This window comes from Faecalicoccus sp. LCP19S3_E2, from assembly GCF_052121255.1.
Classification (GTDB): domain Bacteria; phylum Bacillota_I; class Bacilli_A; order Erysipelotrichales; family Erysipelotrichaceae; genus Faecalicoccus.
In genome coordinates this window covers 23,168-42,839 of record NZ_JBQKEP010000014.1, presented here as the reverse complement: position 1 = coordinate 42,839, position 19,672 = coordinate 23,168, and the positions used below count along the sequence as shown (strand labels likewise).

17 protein-coding genes and 1 riboswitch are annotated in these 19,672 nt (G+C 39.5%); of the genes, 14 read left to right on the top strand and 3 right to left on the bottom strand.

Annotated features, from left to right (window positions below; genetic code table 11):
• The first annotated feature begins 268 nt into the window (after positions 1-268).
• Complete coding sequence (gene cysK / locus ACTQX6_RS10865) at positions 269-1,201, top strand: cysteine synthase A (RefSeq protein ID WP_441657515.1); 933 nt, start codon at positions 269-271, stop codon at positions 1,199-1,201.
• Between the two features lie 8 nt (positions 1,202-1,209).
• Here the strand turns inward: cysK and eutH are convergent, their stop codons facing one another.
• The gene (gene eutH / locus ACTQX6_RS10860) at positions 1,210-2,241 is read right to left on the bottom strand and encodes an ethanolamine utilization protein EutH (RefSeq protein WP_195223183.1); all 1,032 of its coding nucleotides are present in this window, start codon (positions 2,239-2,241) and stop codon (positions 1,210-1,212) included.
• Positions 2,242-2,351: 110 nt separating this feature from the next.
• Here eutH and ACTQX6_RS10855 point away from each other — a divergent pair, with 110 nt between their 5' ends.
• The 13 genes from ACTQX6_RS10855 to ACTQX6_RS10795 all read left to right on the top strand — a co-directional run bounded on the left by ACTQX6_RS10855 (position 2,352) and on the right by ACTQX6_RS10795 (position 15,623).
• Positions 2,352-3,479, top strand: coding sequence for an aldo/keto reductase (locus tag ACTQX6_RS10855; RefSeq protein ID WP_117446898.1), 1,128 nt, complete (start codon positions 2,352-2,354; stop codon positions 3,477-3,479).
• Positions 3,480-3,558: 79 nt separating this feature from the next.
• Complete coding sequence (locus ACTQX6_RS10850; protein WP_294688608.1) at positions 3,559-4,389, top strand: Cof-type HAD-IIB family hydrolase; 831 nt, start codon at positions 3,559-3,561, stop codon at positions 4,387-4,389.
• A 3-nt stretch (positions 4,390-4,392) separates the two neighbouring features.
• Entirely contained in the window at positions 4,393-5,232 is an 840-nt protein-coding gene (locus ACTQX6_RS10845) for a DegV family protein (RefSeq protein WP_195222601.1), read from the top strand.
• 87 nt (positions 5,233-5,319) lie between these two features.
• The gene (locus ACTQX6_RS10840) at positions 5,320-5,862 is read left to right on the top strand and encodes a VanZ family protein (protein ID WP_294688607.1); all 543 of its coding nucleotides are present in this window, start codon (positions 5,320-5,322) and stop codon (positions 5,860-5,862) included.
• 58 nt (positions 5,863-5,920) lie between these two features.
• A complete protein-coding gene (locus ACTQX6_RS10835; protein WP_294688605.1) occupies positions 5,921-6,970 on the top strand; it encodes a GYF domain-containing protein in 1,050 nt (349 codons plus the stop codon).
• The gene (locus tag ACTQX6_RS10830) at positions 6,963-7,352 is read left to right on the top strand and encodes a DUF2752 domain-containing protein (RefSeq protein ID WP_294688603.1); all 390 of its coding nucleotides are present in this window, start codon (positions 6,963-6,965) and stop codon (positions 7,350-7,352) included. The genes ACTQX6_RS10835 and ACTQX6_RS10830 overlap by 8 nt, the downstream gene beginning before the upstream one ends.
• Before the next feature lie 120 nt (positions 7,353-7,472).
• A riboswitch (Lysine riboswitch) is annotated at positions 7,473-7,638 on the top strand.
• Between the two features lie 75 nt (positions 7,639-7,713).
• Positions 7,714-8,538: a transporter substrate-binding domain-containing protein gene (locus ACTQX6_RS10825; RefSeq protein WP_022790449.1), complete on the top strand. Its 825-nt coding sequence runs from the start codon at positions 7,714-7,716 to the stop codon at positions 8,536-8,538.
• 16 nt (positions 8,539-8,554) lie between these two features.
• Positions 8,555-9,283: an amino acid ABC transporter permease gene (locus tag ACTQX6_RS10820; RefSeq protein WP_294688339.1), complete on the top strand. Its 729-nt coding sequence runs from the start codon at positions 8,555-8,557 to the stop codon at positions 9,281-9,283.
• A 9-nt stretch (positions 9,284-9,292) separates the two neighbouring features.
• The gene (locus ACTQX6_RS10815; RefSeq protein ID WP_294688337.1) at positions 9,293-10,030 is read left to right on the top strand and encodes an amino acid ABC transporter ATP-binding protein; all 738 of its coding nucleotides are present in this window, start codon (positions 9,293-9,295) and stop codon (positions 10,028-10,030) included.
• 171 nt (positions 10,031-10,201) lie between these two features.
• On the top strand, positions 10,202-11,164 hold the full coding sequence (gene pfkA / locus ACTQX6_RS10810; RefSeq protein WP_022790446.1) for a 6-phosphofructokinase: 963 nt from the start codon (positions 10,202-10,204) through the stop codon (positions 11,162-11,164).
• A 30-nt stretch (positions 11,165-11,194) separates the two neighbouring features.
• Positions 11,195-12,625 carry a pyruvate kinase gene (gene pyk, locus ACTQX6_RS10805; RefSeq protein ID WP_168966315.1) on the top strand — a complete coding sequence of 477 codons (1,431 nt, stop codon included), beginning with the start codon at positions 11,195-11,197 and terminating at the stop codon, positions 12,623-12,625.
• Between the two features lie 83 nt (positions 12,626-12,708).
• Positions 12,709-13,908, top strand: coding sequence for a hypothetical protein (locus tag ACTQX6_RS10800; protein WP_294688331.1), 1,200 nt, complete (start codon positions 12,709-12,711; stop codon positions 13,906-13,908).
• Between the two features lie 86 nt (positions 13,909-13,994).
• Positions 13,995-15,623: an ATP-binding cassette domain-containing protein gene (locus ACTQX6_RS10795; protein ID WP_168966319.1), complete on the top strand. Its 1,629-nt coding sequence runs from the start codon at positions 13,995-13,997 to the stop codon at positions 15,621-15,623.
• 21 nt (positions 15,624-15,644) lie between these two features.
• Here ACTQX6_RS10795 and ACTQX6_RS10790 read toward each other — a convergent pair whose 3' ends face one another.
• Together ACTQX6_RS10790 and ACTQX6_RS10785 are read right to left on the bottom strand one after the other, a co-directional pair.
• Positions 15,645-18,917, bottom strand: a complete 3,273-nt coding sequence (locus ACTQX6_RS10790; RefSeq protein ID WP_294688329.1) for an FtsX-like permease family protein — start codon at positions 18,915-18,917, stop codon at positions 15,645-15,647.
• Positions 18,917-19,621 (bottom strand): ABC transporter ATP-binding protein, encoded by a 705-nt coding sequence (locus tag ACTQX6_RS10785; RefSeq protein ID WP_117446910.1) that lies wholly within the window; start codon positions 19,619-19,621, stop codon positions 18,917-18,919. The genes ACTQX6_RS10790 and ACTQX6_RS10785 overlap by 1 nt, the downstream gene beginning before the upstream one ends.
• Positions 19,622-19,672: the final 51 nt, after the last annotated feature.

Here is a 19,672-nt window from a genome sequence, read left to right as displayed (position 1 = left end):
CGGCCTGGGCGGAGCGGTAGCGGAAACCCTGGCACCGTATGGACTGGCATGTCGTCAGTACATGATGGGGATGCAGGACAGTTTTGGACGAAGCGGCAAACCAAAAGACTTATTAGCCCATTATCATTTGGATGCTTCAAGCATTGCCCAAAAGATCAAAGAAATCATGAAGTAACGAGAACTGCCATAGGGCAGTTCTTTTGACAATTTTGAAAAGTTTGTTATAATCCCTACTATAAAGATAGGTATTGATAAAGGAGGCATACATATGACTATCTACAAAAATGTTACAGAGCTCATCGGAAATACACCGGTAGTGGAACTGTCCAATCTGGAAAAGGAACAAGGATTGAAGGCGCAGTTGTTGGCGAAAGTGGAATTTTTTAATCCCGCTGGCAGTGTAAAAGATCGTATTGCGAAAAGAATGATTGAAAAAGCCGAAGAACAAGGCTTGTTGAAAGAAGGAGCTACGATCATTGAACCAACCAGTGGAAATACAGGAATCGGGTTAGCTTCTGTCTGTGCCTCCAAGGGATATAAAGCTATCTTCACCATGCCGGAGACAATGAGTGTAGAAAGAAGAAATCTTTTAAAGGCTTATGGAGCCAAGATTGTCTTAACACCAGGTGCCCAGGGAATGAAGGGCGCCATTGCCAAGGCAAAAGAACTACAGGAAAGTACACCGAATTCTTTGATTCCAAGTCAGTTTACCAATTTGGAAAACCCACAGGCACATTATGAAACAACCGGACCGGAACTTTGGGAACAAACGGATGGAAAGATCGATATCTTTGTAGCCGGTGTTGGAACCGGTGGAACAATCAACGGTACCGGAAAATATTTGAAGGAAAAGAATTCGAATATAAAGATCGTTGCGGTAGAACCGGAAGGCTCACCGGTATTATCACAAGGGAAAGCCGGCCCACATGGCATCCAGGGAATTGGAGCTGGTTTTGTACCGGACACGTTAAATACAAAGATCTATGATGAGATCATTACTGTTACTAACGAAAATGCCTATAACACAGGTCGTGCCATTGCCCAAAAAGAAGGACTATTGGTGGGAATATCTTCCGGGGCCAGCGTATATGCAGCCATTCAATTGGCAAAACGCCCGGAAAATGAAGGAAAACGTATTGTGGCCTTAATGCCGGATACCGGAGAGCGTTATCTTTCTACACCGATGTTTACGCAGGAGTAAGTCAGAATTTATTTCTGGCTTTTTCTTTTGGTTAGATAGATGGCCAAAAGCCCACCTGTCAATTTAAATACGATAAAGAAAAAGGTTGTCTTTGTATCTGTCATGGCCGCAATAAAACCCATTTGTCCTCCTAAGGCATACGCACCGCTAACGCAAAAGGCAGCGTTGATTCTTTTGCCTTCCGGACTCATTTTCGGATACAATGGTAAGATCGCAATGGAACTACCTAAAGAAAGCAACAATCCAATTAAGGTCATTGTTTCGATACCGCAAAACCTTGCAAAGCTCTGTAGTGGCTTTTTGGCATAATGTAAAATGAGTTGACACAACACATGCGAGCCGGCAACAATCATTGTGATTTGAAAGACAAGCAATAATCCATCAAGTAAAGTATTCATAGATACAAAAGGTAGATGGAAGAAATAAGAGAGAAGTACGATTCCAAAACAAAGAAGACCGATGATTTCAATTCCCTTGGCAAAATACTGAAGAAGCCTCAGCAGCAAGCTTTTATTCTTCCATAATCCTAAAAATAAGAGTCCATAGATACAAAATAGTGGAATCAAGAGGACAAGATCAATTTGTAAGGACAATAGCAGCAATATAGGAATGAGTCCTAATAAGCCATACGTAACACCTTCCATAAAAAGAGGGTGTTCTTTTGGCTTTAATTGACCTAGAAATATAGGAAATTGAAAGCTGATCAGACATCCTAACGTGCTTGTTAAAAAGACACCGGTTAGAAAAAAGGTGGCAGGATCATGAATATAGCTTTGAATCAGCGGCAGACCGCCTAGATCGGGTGCCAATAAAGAGCCTATGATCACGCTGCTGGAAGGATGTAAGCGTAAAAAGGAAAGGTCTAACTGGTCGGATAAAGTGACAAACAGACAATAAAATCCTAATAAGGAAAGGCAGAGATTGCCCATAGTATTTAAAGCCTGGTCGATACATCCGGCCAATCCCCATTTTCCATTTTGAAGTTTATCGAGTAAACCTACTATCGCAAAAGTGATGAGAATGCATACAAATATATTCATGTGTCTATTGTATATGCAAAATGCATTATCGGCTATAGTAAACAGGTATTGGTAGACGACTGCAATTGGTTTTATAATAAAACGGAAGATAAATAAAGGAGGGGATCATCTTGATTACACATGATTTTAAAGGAGTGAAATTATCCGGTTTAGGCTTAGGTGCAATGCGATTACCCACTTTAGAGGGAAAAGAGAATCAACCAGATCAAGACAAAGTCAATGAAATGGTAGCCTATGCGATCAAACACGGTATCAATTATTTTGATACCGCATGGGGCTATCATGGAGGCCAAAGTGAAATTGTATTAGGCAATGCTTTAAAGAAATTTGATCGCTCGCAATATTTTCTGGCTGACAAATTTCCCGGATATGATTTAGATAATATGCCACATGTTGAAGAAATCTTTACTAAACAACTACAAAAGTGTCAAACAGAATACTTTGATTTTTATTTATTTCATAATGTCTGTGAGAAAAATATCGATGCGTATCTCGATCCGCAATATCAAATTTTAGACTATCTTTTAAAACAAAAGGAACAGGGAAGAATCCGTCATTTAGGTTTTTCCTGTCATGGAGAAATGCCGGTATTAAAAAGATTTTTAAAGGCTTACGGAAAACATATGGAGTTTTGTCAGCTGCAGATCAATTATGTGGATTGGAAATTTCAACATGCCAGAAAAAAGGTGGAACTGTTGGATCAATACGGTATTGATGTTTGGGTCATGGAGCCTTTGCGTGGTGGCAAGCTTGCCCAGTTAAAGCCGGAATATGAAAGTCGCTTACATGCGCTTCGTCCTACGGAAAGCATACCGGCCTGGGCTTTTCGATTCTTACAGAGCATACCACAGGTAAAGATGGTTCTTTCCGGAATGTCGAATATGCAACAGCTGCAGGAAAACGTTGAAACGTGGTCAACACAAAAACCTTTAAACGATTCGGAAAAAGAAGTCCTGTTTTCTATCGTAGAAGAGATGACAAAGAAGATCGTCGTTCCTTGTACTTCCTGTCGTTATTGTACTTCTCGTTGTCCACAGGGACTGGATATTCCAAAATTATTATCTTTATACAATGAACATGCCTTTAGTCAGGGAGGATTTATTGCCCCTATGGTTGTTTCTACCTTGAAAGATAAAGGGCCTGGTGCCTGCATACAATGTCATAGTTGTGAAAAAGTCTGTCCGCAACAAATTCATATTTCAGAAGTATTAAAAGATTTTACGGCTCTTTTACGATAAAGAAAAACAAGAAATGAATTAGACACTTTTCGCAATTAGTCCATAGAAAAACAATTTACAGTTGTGATATACTTCTTTCATGGAAACAAATAGACTACGTTTGGTTTTGTGTGATATTGACAGTACGCTGATCAATTCAAAGAGGGAATTAACCCCTCGTACGAAAGATATGATTGAAAAGCTGCATGCGCAAGGTGTGTATTTCGGCCTGGCTTCGGGAAGACCGGTCGATGAACTGCAGCGCTATGCGACAGGATGGGGAATTTCCTTTCCTTTTGAGTTTTTAATTGGTATGAACGGCAGTGAGCTGTGGGATGAAATTTATCAGAAGCAATACGATTACTATAAGTTAAAAAAAGAATGGATCCAGGAAATCCTGGAGGCTATGCATCCCTTTGAAGCCAATGCGTTCATTTATTTGGATGGCAAGCTGGTGGCACAAAGGATCGATGAAGCGATGAAGCATTCAGCTGTGACCTCACAAAAACCGATCCACGTGATCGAAAGTGATGCCGAGTTATATGCTTATGATAATGCGAAGATTATGTTTCGTATGAGTACTGAAGATACTCTGAAGGCCGAAAAGTATTTTAATGAACATCCCAATCCTTATTATAAGGCGTTTAAGACACAGACAACGCTGTTGGAATTTGCCGATCGTCGTATATCAAAAGGCTATACCGTTAAAAAGCTGGCTGATCTGTATGATTTTGGATTGGAAAACATTTGGTCTTTTGGCGATACGACCAACGACAATACGATGTTGGAAGTAAGTGGCAGGGGCATCTGTATGTGTAACGGAAGCGATGATACCAAGGCCATAGCGGATGAAATCACAGAATTTGACAATGACCATGATGGCGTAGCCAACTATATCGAAAAACATTTTTTCAGACATCAAGGAGGTTAGACCATGAAGAAAGTTGCATTAATGATCGATTCAAGTGCGGATATTACCAAAGAAAAGGCAAAAGAACTAAACCTTCATGTTTTGCGTATGCCTGTTATCGTAGATGGAAAGGAATACATGGAAGCAGAAACAATTACCGATGAAGAAGTGTTGGAGGCGTTGGAAGAACAAAAAAGTGTAAAAACGGCCCAGCCAATTGTCGGTGATATGATCAAAATGTGGGATGATTTGTTGAAAACACACGATGAGGTGTTTTATCTTCCCTTAACCAATGCGTTATCCGGCACCAACAAAACGGCAATCACGCTGGCAAAAAACTATGAAGGAAAAGTAACGGTTGTACAAAGTGAATTTGTATGTTATCCAACGGTGATCATGATGCAGATGGTCAAAGAGATGATTGAAAAAGGATATACCTGTGCACAGATCAAGGAAAAGATTGAAAACGAAGGTGAGCTTTTGGCTGTGCTGATTCCGGAAAAGCTGGATACATTAAAAGCAGGAGGTCGTATCTCACCGGCTGCTGCCGCCATAGCAGGATTATTGAAGATCGTTCCTTTATTGAATATTCGTCATGGTGCTATTGATTTAGAAGATAAGGTTCGCACCTTAAAGAAAGCTTATCAAAAAGGAATCGAAGTCGTGACAAAGGATGTGAATCCGGAGGATTATATCTGGATGGTTATCGATGCTTTTGATCCAAAGAAAAGCGAAGACTGTAAAAAGATGTTGGAGGAGGCTATCGGTCAACCGGTACAGCAGCACTCTTTTAAAACAGTCATCTTATCGCATGTAGGAAAGGGAACCATCGGTTTTGGACGCATCAAAAAGATAGAATATTAGAAAGGCGGAGCATTCCGCTTTTTTTACACCATAATTTAACATATTCATTTTAAATTCATCTTACAGTTCGTGCTTATACTGTCACCTATGAAAAATAGAAAAATACGGTATTTGTTTTCTTTTCTGTTTACGTTATGTTGTGTGGGATTGATGTTTATCATCTATACGTTGTCAAGTGAAGATGGATACGCCTCCGGACAACGCAGTGCCAATGTACAGGAAATCATCAAGGAAAACGTTCATGAATACATGGATTCAACAGAAATAGGACAGAAGCTTCACTATGGACTTCAATCTTTGATTGAAGCGATTTCTCCGGATGGGGATAACTGGTATCAGACCATTCGCAATATTGCGCATTTCAGTTTGTATTTCTTTCTTGCGCTTTTATTGTATATAACTTTTTCTATTGCCGGAATTACCCGACTTTGGAAGATCATCTTATCTTTATTGATTTGTTTAGGCTATGCGCTATTTGATGAATTTCATCAAAGTATGGTCATCGGAAGGATCAGTACGATGGACGATGTTATAGTGGATATGTGCGGAACTTTAATGAGTTTAGGATTTTGTTGGGTCATATCTGCTTTCTGCGCCTGCCTTCGTTCAAAACCAAGGCCGAGATTGTAATTTAGTTAAAATAAGGTATAATTTGTTTAATCAAAATAAACTTTAAGGAGATGTGAACATGGAATGTAAACAATGTGGAAATAGTCTTCCGGAAAATGCTAAGTTTTGTCCGGAATGTGGTGCGCCTGTGCCGACCGATGATGTTGTCGAAGAAACACCATCCGCAAAAGAAAAGGTAGAAGTTGTAGAAGCAGTTATCGAAGAAGATCAAACAACAGAAGCGGAAGAACCGGTGCAAGATGTCGTGGAAGAAGTAGAGGAAACGAAAGAAGAAACGATCACTCAGGAAGAACCGGTTGAATCGGAAGAAGAAAAAGCACAAGCGGAAGAATGGTATTATGTCAGGGAAAGTCAATCGGCTGGACCTTTTACACTGGAGCAGATGATTGAACGAATTCGTGATGCGCAGATCAAAGAAGAAACTTTGGTATGGAAAGCCGGAATGGCTGACTGGCAGAAGTTAAAAGATACGGAATTAAAAGAATATCTTCCGACACCAGATGTAAAGCCGGAAGGAGATCAATGGTATTTTGTCGATGCCAACAATAAACAAAATGGTCCTTATACAGTGGAACAGATGAAAGGCTTGATTCAGGCCCATCAAATTTATGGAAATACGTTTGTATGGAAAACTGGGATGGCTGACTGGAAGCGTTTAAAAGATACAGAACTTGCTTCTTATGTGATGCCGGAAGCACCTAAACAGGAGAGTGCGCATCAAACTTTTACAAAAAAGCCGATCTATATTTCAGAAAGAAGCATTGGATTGTCCATTGTCTTAAGCATTGTGACATGCAGCATTTATTATTACTATTGGTTATATACCTTGGCAAGAGATGTCAATGAATGTTGTAGAGCACAAAATAAATCTGGACCTGGAGAGCCGGGAATTGTCGTACTGTTATCATTGATTACATGCGGTTTATACGGTATTTACTTTTACTGGAAAGCCGGAAAAGTGTTAAGTGAGCTAGAATTTGATAATGGATATAGAGTTTCCGATAACAGTATTATCATGTTAGTTCTTCCGTTCTTAGGCTTAGGTATTATTTCCATGGCCATTTGCCAAAGCACTTTAAACGATATTTGTCGTTACGGAAATGAGTAAAAAGATTATCAAGGTGACAGGGGCTGTTTTCGTATTGCTCCTGTTTCTTCTTTTTATCGGTGTATATTGTCCTATCCAAAAAATCTTTGGGATTCCATGTCCCGGTTGTAATATGACGACCAGTTTATATTATCTGCTTCAGGGAAATCTACAGGCTTCCTTGTTTTATCATGCGATGTTAATTCCTACAATGGTCTTTGGCTTGTTGATTTTCTATTGCCATATCAAAAAAAAGAGGAAGTGGAAAGAGCGGTTACTATGGATGTGGGCCGGTTGTATGATTGTCTATTATATTTATCGTATGGTTTTTATTTTTCCAGATATTCCGATGGTCTATGATACCAACAGTATTTTTGGACAGTTCTTCCATATTTCTTTATAGTGGTAAACGATAGGAAATCTATTGTTTATACGACTTAAAAGGACGTTCGTGCAGAAAAGGAAGTAAATAGGTTGACAACCTTTTCTAATCTGCCTATAATGAGCACATACAAGTAAATTAGTTGAAGATAGAGGTAGCGATGCGTCAGAGTACTGTAGGGAGCCGGCGGGCTGTGAAATACAGGAAAGGTAATCATCGCCGAAGGAAATGATATGGCAATGTCATTTCTTGGGGCTTTGGGAAATACTCAATGCACTCCTTCGCAAGAAGAGGGGTTATCTTAAAGGCGAAAGAACCAAGGCCATATGGATAACACATATGGTCTTTTCTATTTTCAACCTAAATTAGGAGGAAAAGAGATATGAAAAAATTACTTGCAGCATTAGCCGTTGGAACATTGGCTTTGGCCGGTTGTTCAAGTGGTACAGACAGTGCCAATGATGACACGTTTACCGTAGGAATGGAGTGTGGATATCAGCCATTTAACTGGCAAACATCCGATGCCCAAACCGACTCTGCCGTTGAGATCAGCGGCGGTGGAGGATATTGTGATGGATACGATGTAATGATGTCACAAGCCATTGCCGATGAATTAGGTCAAAAATTAGAAGTGAAGAAAATTTCATGGGATGGTCTTCAGCCTGCTTTGGATTCTGGAGAAATTGATGCGATCGTTGCCGGTATGACAGCCAGTGATGAGCGTGAAGAAGGAATCGACTTTACGACACCTTACTACGAAAGTGAAGGAATGGTCATGATCGTTCGTGCGGACAGTGAAATGGCCGGCTATACAGATATCCAGGATTTCTCCGGTCATAAAGTCATCGGACAGAAAAACACCAACTATGATACCGTTATCGATCAAATCGAAGGTGTTGATCATCAGACACCACTTGCGACGTATCCAGAATTAGTAGCCGCTCTACAAAATGGAGTAGCCGATGGTATAACAGCGGAAATGCCGGTTGCCGAAGGTGTTGTAGCCGCCAATCCAGGACTTGCGATCGTACAGTTTGCAGAAGGACATGGATTTGATGTAGATACGACCGTATCAATTGGATTGAAAGAAGGAACACGCGATTCTGATTTCTTCAAGAGTGTACAGGACGCATTAGATTCCATCAGTCAAGATACAAGAAATGAATATATGAAAACTGCGGTTGAAAACGCACCAACCGAAGAATAGGAAGGTTTGATGATCCATGAGTATCGATTTTGGAAGGGCATATGAAATATTTATAGAGAATTGGAGCTTGTTTTCTTACGGTATCCAAAATACTCTTTTATTCGCAATCGTTGGTACGGTTGTCGGGCTGATCCTGGGATTGATAACCGGAGCCTTGCGTGCAATTCCGGAAGATCCCATGGATTCATTTCCTGTTAAGATTTTAAAGAAGCTTGCGAAATGGATCGTAGGATTCTATGTCTGGTTTTTTAGAGGCACACCGATGATGGTACAGGCCTTGTTCTTTTTCTACTTGCTTCGTCCTATTTTAGGATGGACAGGTTTCTCGGCCGGTTTGATCATCATCTCGGTTAATACCGGTGCTTATATGGCAGAAATCATTCGTGGTGGTATTCAGTCGATCGATGCCGGACAAAGTGAAGCGGCAAAATCCCTGGGGATGACAACGTTTCAAACGATGGTTTCCATTATTTTTCCGCAAGCCATTAAAAACACCTTCCCGACGATTGGAAATCAGCTGATCGTCAACATCAAAGACAGCTGTATGTTAAATGCGATCCAGGTAACAGAGCTTTACTTCCAGTCTTCTTCGGTAGCCGGAAGTAACATGAAATTTGCCGAAGTTTACTTTTTGGAAATGGTGATGTACCTTGCCTTAACAACGATCGCAACATTGATCCTGAATGTTGTGGAAAGAAAAATCAACAAGACAAAGACAGTAACAATCAAGGAAAACTGTGCATAGGAGGTTTGTATGGAAACAGTCATTCAGGTACAACATTTGAAAAAACATTTTGGGGATCTTCAAGTTTTAAACGATATCGACTTTGAAATCAATAAAGGAGAAGTGGTTACGATTATCGGATCCTCCGGTTCGGGAAAAAGTACGCTTCTTCGCTGTATCAACTTGTTGGAGATTCCGGATGGCGGAAACATCTTATATAAAGGAACAGATATTTTAAGTGGCAGGCTTCCTTTGACAACCTATCGTTCCAAAGTGGGAATGGTTTTTCAAAGCTTTAATTTATTTGCGAATAAGACCGTTTTAGAAAATTGTATGATCGGCCAGATCAAAGTCTTAAAGCGTTCGAAAGAAGAAGCACAAAAAATTGCCATGCAGCACCTGGAAGAAGTCGGTATGCAGAATTTTGCCGATGCCAGTTCGACACGTTTATCCGGTGGACAAAAGCAACGTGTGGCGATTGCCCGTGCTTTATGTATGGATCCGGAAGTCTTATTGTTTGATGAACCAACATCTGCGTTAGACCCGGAAATGGTTGGCGATGTTTTAGAAGTTATGCAGACACTAGCCAAAGAAGGCTTGACAATGGCTATTGTGACCCATGAGATGCAGTTTGCCAAAGATGTCAGTGATCGTGTGATCTTTATGGACAAAGGAGTCATTGCCGAAGAAGGAGCACCGCAGCAGATTTTTGAAAAACCGCAGCACCAGCGTACAAAACAATTCTTATCACGTTATTTTGACCGTTAAAAAACGGTCTTTTTTGTGGTTGGTCATTTTGAAAACAGTTACATTTTTCAATTCTGTTACAATCCAAATTTCATAAAAACTTAACAGCTTTTTTTCTTCTTTTTCGACGGGCATTGTGTTATATTTAAAGTGCTATAGAATGGTTAAAGATTGTTCTTAGGAGGAATACATATGGTTAGAAGAATCGGTATTTTAACCTCAGGAGGAGACTCGCCGGGGATGAACGCAGCCATACGAGCTGTCACAAAAGTCGGTTTGAACAGTGGCCTTGAAGTATTCGGTATCTATAATGGATACAAAGGAATGGTAGAGGGCTATATTGAACCGATGACTCGCGAAACGATTCGTGAGATTGTCAACCGCGGAGGAACGATTCTTGGATCGGCCCGTTTACCGGAGTTTAAAGATGAGGAAGTTCGCCGCAAGGCCATTCATCAGCTTTCCAAACGAGGCATTGAGGCCGTTGTTGTTATCGGAGGGGACGGTTCGTATCGTGGTGCCTTGTCGTTGACAGAAATGGGAATCAACTGTATTGGTTTGCCGGGTACGATCGATAACGATATCACCTGTACAGATTTCACGATTGGATTCCATACGGCATTGGAAACCGTTGTCGATGCAATCGATAAACTGCGTGATACATCAAATTCTCATCATCGCTGTTCTATTGTTGAAGTTATGGGAAACCGTTGTGGAGATCTGGCCCTTTGGTCAGGAATCGCATCCGGAGCCGATATGATCGTGACCAGTGAAACCGGTTTTGATGAAAATGACGTTTTGGATCGCTTACGCGATTTGGATATTATACGAAAGAAAAAACATGCGATTGTCGTGATTTCCGAGAAGATCACCGATGTCGATCAGTTTGCCAAGAAAGTGACATTGAATACAGGTTTTTCAGGAAGGGCAACTGTATTAGGCCACATTCAGCGTGGTGGTTCACCATGTCCATATGATCGTATGTTGGCTTCTCAAATGGGAGAAAAAGCAGTAGATCTTTTAATGCAGGGCATTGGAGGACATTGTGTCTGCATTCGCGACAATAAGATCGTATCTTACCCGATCGAAAAGGCACTGAGCATGCCTGCTGAATCTCGTAAGCCATTACAAAACTTATTTGAACGATTAGTTTAGAAGGAAAAAAGGAAGGAATCGAAAAAAATTATGTGTATTAGTGACAAGAAGACAAAAATTATTTGTACGATCGGTCCGGCCAGTGAAGATAAGGAAACTTTGAAGAAACTGGTTTTGGCCGGTATGAACATTGCCCGTTTGAACTTCTCTCATGGAAGTTATGAAGAACACGGCAATCGAATCAAATTGATTCGTGAGGTATCTAAAGAATTGAACAAACCTATTGGTATCTTGTTGGATACAAAAGGTCCGGAAATTCGTTTAGGTGATTTTAAAGATGGCGGCTGCCAGTTTAACGAAGGTGACGTTGTCAAAATCGTTAAAAAGGAAGTAGAAGGAACACATGAACAGTTTACACTGCGGTGTCCGGAAGTCTTCCACGACGTAAAAGCCGGTGACTGCATCTTAATGGATGATGGAAAATTAAAAGTGACGATTCTGGAAGTAACAGAAGATGAGATTCAGGGACGTATTGAAAACCCTCACTTCTTAAAGAGCCGTAAAGGATGTAACTTGCCAGGTGTTGTATTAAGTATGCCTTTCATTTCGGAAAAGGATGAAGCTGATATTCGTTTTGGATGTAAACAAGATGTGGATTATATCGCAGCCAGCTTTACACGCCGTAAAGATGATGTATTGGCCATTCGTAAGATCTTGATTTCTGAAAGAAAAGACAACATTCAGATTTTCCCTAAGATCGAAAACCAGGAAGGTTTTGATAACCTGCGTGATATTTTGGAAGTCAGTGACGGTGTCATGGTTGCCCGTGGTGACTTAGGTGTTGATGTCAGCCTGGAAATGGTTCCGATTTATCAGAAACAGATCATCTCAATTGCCAATGAATTAGGTAAACCAGTTGTCACAGCTACACATATGTTGGAAAGTATGCAGGAAAACCCACGTCCAACACGAGCAGAAGCCAGTGATGTTGCCAATGCGATCATGGATGGTACAGACTGTATCATGTTGTCAGGAGAAAGTGCTGCCGGTCATTATCCGGTAGAATGTGTACAGACAATGCACCGTATCGCCGATGCGATCGAGCCTATGATTCCTTATCAGCAACGTTTAAAACAAGGAATTCGTACTTCACGTAATTCTTTGAACGATGCCATTGGTGTCAGTGCTGCTGATACATCCATTGCGTTGGATATCAAATGCATCATTGCCTTTACACAGAGTGGTCTAACAGCTCGTCGTTTAGCACGCTTTAGACCACAAGCTCCAATCATCGGTGTATGTTTCGATGAAGTTACGGAAAGAGCTATGCTTCCAATCTTTGGTGTAGAGCCATATTTCAGCGATATCCAGAATACACGTGAAAACGATGTAGATTTGGCTAAAAACATTGCCTTGATGAAAGGATGTCATTATGGTGATTTCATCATTGTTGTAGCCGGTTATCCGGAAGGACACGGCGCTACCAACATGATGCGTATCGTCGAAATCACAGAAAACTAAGTAATCACAATTAGCTATGAATGAGTAGAAAAACGAAAGTTCATAGCTTTTTTCATTTTCACGGCCTATAATATAAACAATAAATGAACAGTTTAACAAATGAGTCATTTAATCTGTTAGAAAGGGTTTGTATGCGAAGAATCGATATTCCCAATCAAGAAAAAGTGTATGTAGGAAAGGTGATTGAATTTTCTCGAAAGCAAAATAATTTCACCATTGATGCCATAATTGATGGCATTTGTTCAAAACAAACATATTATAAACTTCAAAAAGAACCCTTATCTGAAAGTGAATATTATGATCAATTATTGGAAAGAGTTGGTTTGTTTTATGACTATGATTCACAGAATCCTATATCCTTGGATGGCTTATGGAATGCTTTTTGTGAACAAGAATGGAGTCTGTTTGATCAAGAAATCCAAGGATTAAAAGAGCAGATTATAAACCCAGATGTTTATCAATACGTTTTAAGCGGCGCCATTCAATGCATCGAGCAGAAACAAGACATAGCGTATGCAAAACAACTTTTACCTTTATTACATGATGACTTAAAAGAAATCGTTTCTTATTTTGTATTATGGAAAATCTATGAATCTTATATGCAGTATAAAGAAGATGTATCGTATCTTTCCTTAAAAACGGAAATCAATCAGTGTCAGTATTTGTTCTTACTGATCAAAAATGAACAATATTATGATGCATCGGTATTATGTGAAAAATTACTGCAGAGCACAAAGGGAAAGAATCATGATTTGGCTAGGATCGCCAAACTCTTTTTACTACTGGCAATTCAACCGGAAGATTTTGTAACACAGTGCGAATGGATTCAAAAGAATGAACAATTGACAGCGGATTCCTTTCATGCTTATGAATTGTTATATGTGACAGGTATCTTTTATTACAAACAAGAAAACTACACGAAAGCCTGGTCGTATTTCATTCAACTTAAAGACATTCCTCAGTTTCACATACCGGTCTTACTCTTTTTATATCATATGGAAACCATTACATCCTATGTGCTGGATAAACATCCTATACCGGATACAACAGAAAAAGACATGAAAGTTTTACTGACATATTATGAAATGAAATATAAAGGTGATTCTTTACAGGAATTAGAAAAATATTTATGGACTGAGTGCCGAAAAGTGATCCAATGTTTTTATCCACCTGAATTGGCACAAAAGATCATACAAGATGAACTATTCTGGATTGCCCAACAAACCGGAAATAAAAGTCGATATTATCAGTTTAATAAAATAGACTATTCAATCAATACATAAACAATTAGACGTTTTGAAAAGAAAATGTCTAATTTTTTTTATTCTTTTGAAAGCTTTGATACAGTGAAGCTGTAAGGAGAGATTTCATGGCAACAATATTTACTATAAATAAAAATAATGTATATGCTCAATTAAAAGCTAAAATCAAACAAATTAAAACATTTCAAGTTTTGACAACATTCTTTCTGGCCTTTTACACTGTTTCTTTATATACACTGATCGTATGGATTCAATCTTTTGTAGATGCCTTATCAAAGAATCATGAAAGTAACTTCTCGCTAGAACAATTACTCCTCTTTATGATCTTTTTGATTGTATTATCGGTTACCGGCTTTATATCCCAGTATTTCTTTAATCAGATACCTGTCAGGGCAAAAAATTTGTTTCTAAAAGAAATGTTTAACGAAGTGTTAACACAACCGGTTACATATTGGAATACACATTCCTTAGCCAATATATTTTCTTTATTTCAAAATGACTGTGTTTCTTTTGCGCAGATTGTATCGGTAAATCCGGTCATCTTTATTTATCAATCCTTTACCTTACTTATTTGTATAGGGTTAATGTTTTATACACAAGGTGTATTGGCATTGATTTTAATTGTATTTGTACTGGTTTGTTTTGGGATCACCGGTCTTTTAAGTCGATGTATCTCCCAAGAGAATCAAAAAGTCTTTCGATGTAAGGAAACATTAAGTCATATTTTGATGGAGGGACTAGAAAATCATCGTGTGATTTTGACTTTATGTAAACAAAATTTGTTTGTGAATCGATTGAACATATTCTTAAAAGACAAGCTTCAAAAAAGAGAAGAGAAAGCGGCTTTATATCAGTCACAATATATGACGATTTATATTATTTTGACTTTGGTTTTACCTTTTTTAAGTTTAGTTTTAGGTCTTTATTTTGTATCTCTACAATGGATGAGCATTGGACAGGCATTAAGTATGTATGCCTTAAGTTCACAGCTTCAAGAGCCAATTCGACAGGTGGCCCAAGTTCGTATGAATCGATTAACGGCCATTGAACTTTCCAAACGAATTACTGTTCTATTAAGAAAACCGTCAACATCAAACAAAGAAATCGATACGATTACATCCTTTACAATGCGAGATGTTTCTTTCTCTTATGAAGATAAGAAGGTGTTACATAATTTCAATTTAACAATCAAACCAGGTAAACACCTTTTAGTCAAAGGAAAGAGTGGCAGTGGAAAATCGACTTTACTTTCTTTGATGATGCGTTATCTGGATGGCTCAAAAGGGACGATTTGTGCCAATGGAATTGATATAGGGAAAATAAAAGAGGAAAGCTATTATCAACACATTTTGACGGTCGATCAAAAGCCATTGATTTTCCATGATACACTTATAAACAACATAACCTTAGAAGATGAATACTCCCTGGAAGAGATTCATGAAGTCATATCGGTTTGTCAGTTAGAAGAATTGGCTGCAGAAAAGAAAGAAGAGATCATTGATTCTGGTTCGATCAGTGGTGGACAGGCGCAGAGGATATCCATTGCGCGTATGCTGCTAAGAAAACCGTCAATCTTATTGATGGATGAGCCAACCAGTGCTTTGGATGAAGATACGGGAACAAACCTGGCTTTGGCATTGGATCAGTATGCGAAAAAATACGGAATAACTTATGTTGTGGTATCGCACAAGAAGGATATCATGTCCATCTGTGAAAATGTCATCGAACTGGAATAGAAAAGAGTAAGGCTTTGGGCCTTACTCTACTGCTTTTAAGGATTCAACCATTTGAATCTTTTTTAATTTAAAGGACATAAAGAAGTTAATGATCAATGTAAAGATCATGGTCATCGCAAAACTGATCAGATAAGATTGTGGAAGGATCGTTCGACCAAACATCACATCATCCATTTCGGCTAAATTCATGATCAGATGATGAAGGCCGATACCGATAAATAATCCTAATAGGGCACCTATGATCGATAATAAGATCCCTTCTCGATTGACATACTGGTTTACTTCACGTTTTGTGAAACCTAAGACTTTGATCGTTGCGATTTCGCGGACTCTTTCGCTGATATTGACATTACTTAAGTTATACAATACCACAAAGGCTAATAAGGCGGCACTGATGACCAATACCACAACGATAAAGGAAATGCTGCTGATCATATCAGTAAAGTTTTTCTGTAAGGATGAATAGAAAGTAACACTTTCTACGCCATTAAGTTCCATTAATCGATTTCCTAATTCTTTTTCAAAGCTCTCACTTTGATCCTTTGTTTTGATCATGTAGATCGTATTCACATCGATACTTTGACTGAGTGTGTTGAAGTAATCCTTTGTCATATAGATATGATGACCTACATAGTTTTCAAAGATGCCGCTGACCTTGATTTCCAGATCTTTATCATCACTGGTGATTTGGAAAGCATCTCCTGTTTCAAGATTTAACTTATCGGCAAGCTTCTGAGAAATCAGTACACCTTGATCGCTTAAAGATAAAGAATCATCCTTCATTGTTTTTAAAGTGGTAAACGCATCAAAATGATCTAAATCCTCAATGATGTGTGAAGTGACTGTCTGATCCTCTCCTTCGATATTAACTGTACCGGAGAATTGTTGTTCTTCAAAGAGAGCATCCACACCTTTTAAATCTTGAATCTGGTCGGCTAAGAACTTACTTTCTTGAGTGGCCGAGATCGTGGCATTATAGTGATAGATGTTGCCATATTGTTGTTGGGCAATATCGCCAATACTATCGTTGATTCCAAATCCGGCTACCAACAAGGCCGAACATCCGGCAATACCGATGATGGTCATAAAGAAACGTTTCTTGTAGCGGAAGATATTTCGGGCGGTGACCTTATGTAAAAAGGTCAGTCGATTCCACAAAGGTTTGATACGTTCTAATAAGATCTTCTTTCCGGCTTTGGATGCTTTTGGACGCATTAGCTGGCTTGGAACTTCCATGAGTTCGGCATAAATCGAATAAATCGTAGCCAGTAAAGTAATTCCGGTTACAGAACCGGAGGCCAGTAAAATCAAACCTGGCTGTGATGCGAAATGAATGGTCTCTAAATTATATAACATATTCCATGCGGTAAAGATCACAGTTGGAAAGACAATCATACCCACTGCACATCCAATGGCGGAGCCTATAATGCTGGCAATCAGGGCATAGATTAAATATTTGCTGGCGATTTGTATCTTAGAATATCCCAAAGCCTTTAAAGTACCGATTTCATTTCTTTGTTCATCAACCATTCTTGTCATGGTTGTCATACAAACAAGGGCAGCCACCATAAAGAAGAAGACCGGGAATACCGCAGCAATTCCATCCATTCGATCGGCACAGGCGCCATAATCTCGGTATGAGTAATGGGAGCTACGATCCAGTACCATCCATTCGCCGTTCAATTCATCCACTTGTTTTTGGGCTTCATCGATTTCTTTTTGTGCTTCCTGTTTTTGAGAATCTAACTCCTGCTGCCCCTCTGTCAACGCCTGGCGTCCGCTTTCTAAATCTTGTTTGGCACTTTCCAGTTGTGTTAAACCAGTTTCATATTGTTGTTGGGCTTGTACAAGCTGGTTATAAGCTGTCTCAAGCTGGCTTTGGGCAGCTAATAAGGCATCACGATTTGCCAACAGTTCCGGTTTTTGTTGAATCGCTTGTTGAATGTTTGCTTCCTGCGTTTGAAGTTGTGCATATTGTGTTTGTAAGGATTGTTCCTGATTTACTAAATATTCATAGCCTTGGATTGTTTGATCAATTTGTGCCAGCTGTTCTTCCAGGGTGGCCTTAGTTTGATTCAATGGATCTAAAAGTTCAGAATCCGGTGGTAAAGAAGCAATTTGATCTTCCAGCTGTTTCAGCTGTTTTTCTAATTCCGGTTTGATTTGAAGCGCTTGATCATACGTTGGCTGCAACTGTGTTTTTTGTGCCTGTATTTGTTCCAGACCACTTTGCAGTTGTGCAAGTCCTTCCTGTACAGCCGGAAGATTGGCTTCGGCCTGATTGATCTGTTCCAGCGCCGCATTTAAAGTCGGCAGATTTTCTAACGCCTTTTGACCGGCATAGTATTCCTTCCATCCGGCATCCAACTGTGCTTTGGAGTCTGCCAATGTTTGTTCACTCTGTTGAATCTGTGCACTGCCATCTCCAATTTGTTGACTGGCTTCATCCAATTGATTCTGTGCATTTTGAATTTCACTGTTAAACTCTGCTTTGGCATCATCTACAGCAGCCTGGCTTTCTTCTAAACGAATCTTGATTTGTCCATCGGCCAGGTCTTCCAATCTTTTTACCACAGGATCGATGATATCAAAGTATTCTTCATCGTAGGAATTGTACACTTTAGCACCTTTGACAAGTACATCGGCTTCTGTATAGTATTCGGATTTGATGTTTTCTTCCGGTACGAAAACAAACCCGTTTAAAGTACCGGAACCGATCGAGCTGCTTCCTTTTTGATAACTCAAATACGTTGGTGTATAACAAGTGCCGACGATCGTATAAGTATCCTGTTGCAGAGAATCACTGATTGGCGTATCAGTGCCACTGGTCAATGTGATCTTTTCACCGATCTCTAAATTTCCAAAGAGTGTATTGGTGGCACTGGCAGCCTCAATCAAGCATTCATTTTCATTTTCCGGCATGCGTCCATCCACCAAACGAATCGTATTGACTTCCTGCTGATCGGGAAGCGAGAAAAACTTTAATACCAATTGTGTATTTTCTTTTTTGGTCAGCACATCCATCGTATAGAGGCCCTGTACGCGATCCACACCTTCTATTTTGGAAATCGCATCGATATCCTCTTTCGTTAACCCTAAGGTCGAATAGATTTGAATGTCCTGTAAATTTTGTTGGTCAAAATATTGATCGGCAGAATACTTCATGTCGGGAGCGGAGGCTTTTACGCCCGCAAAAAAGGCAACTCCAATCGCAACGATCGAAAGAATGGAAAAGAATCGTCCAAAAGAGCTTTTGATCTCGCAGAAGATATTTTTTAAAAACGTTCCAGGCATCAGTATTCAATCTGATCAATATCCATTGGAGAGGGATTGATTTCAATCGAGTCGATCTTTCCGCTCTTTACTTTGATGACTTTATCGCCCATCGGCGTTAAGGCAAGATTGTGGGTGATGACAACAACCGTCTTTTTTTGTTTGCGACAAGTATCCTGTAAGACTTTTAAGACTTGTTTTCCTGTTTTGTAGTCAAGAGCCCCTGTTGGTTCATCACAAAGTAAAAGCTTTGGATTTTTGGCTAGTGCTCTGGCAATCGCAACACGTTGTTGTTCACCACCGGAAAGTTGACTCGGAAAGTTATCCATTCTTTCTTCCAATCCAACAGATCGTATGGTTTCTTCTATATCTAAAGGATTTTTACAAATTTGTGTGGCAAGTTCTACATTTTCTTTGAGAGTTAGATTTTGTACCAGGTTATAAAACTGAAAGACAAAACCGACATCATAGCGACGATACAGTGTCAGCTCTTTTTCGTTATAGGCACTGATCGTTTGATGATCGACGATGATCTTTCCTTCGGTGACAGTATCCATGCCGCCTAAAAGATTTAAGATCGTACTCTTACCGGCTCCACTGGCACCGGCGATAATGACAAACTCACCTTGATCAATGGAAAAAGATACGCCATCCAGCGCATGAATCTTGATTTCTCCCATTGTATATGTTTTTCTGACATCCTCAAATGTAATAAAACCGGCCATAAAAACACCTCTGTATTGTTACTACAATTATACCATGGCCCTGTTAAAATG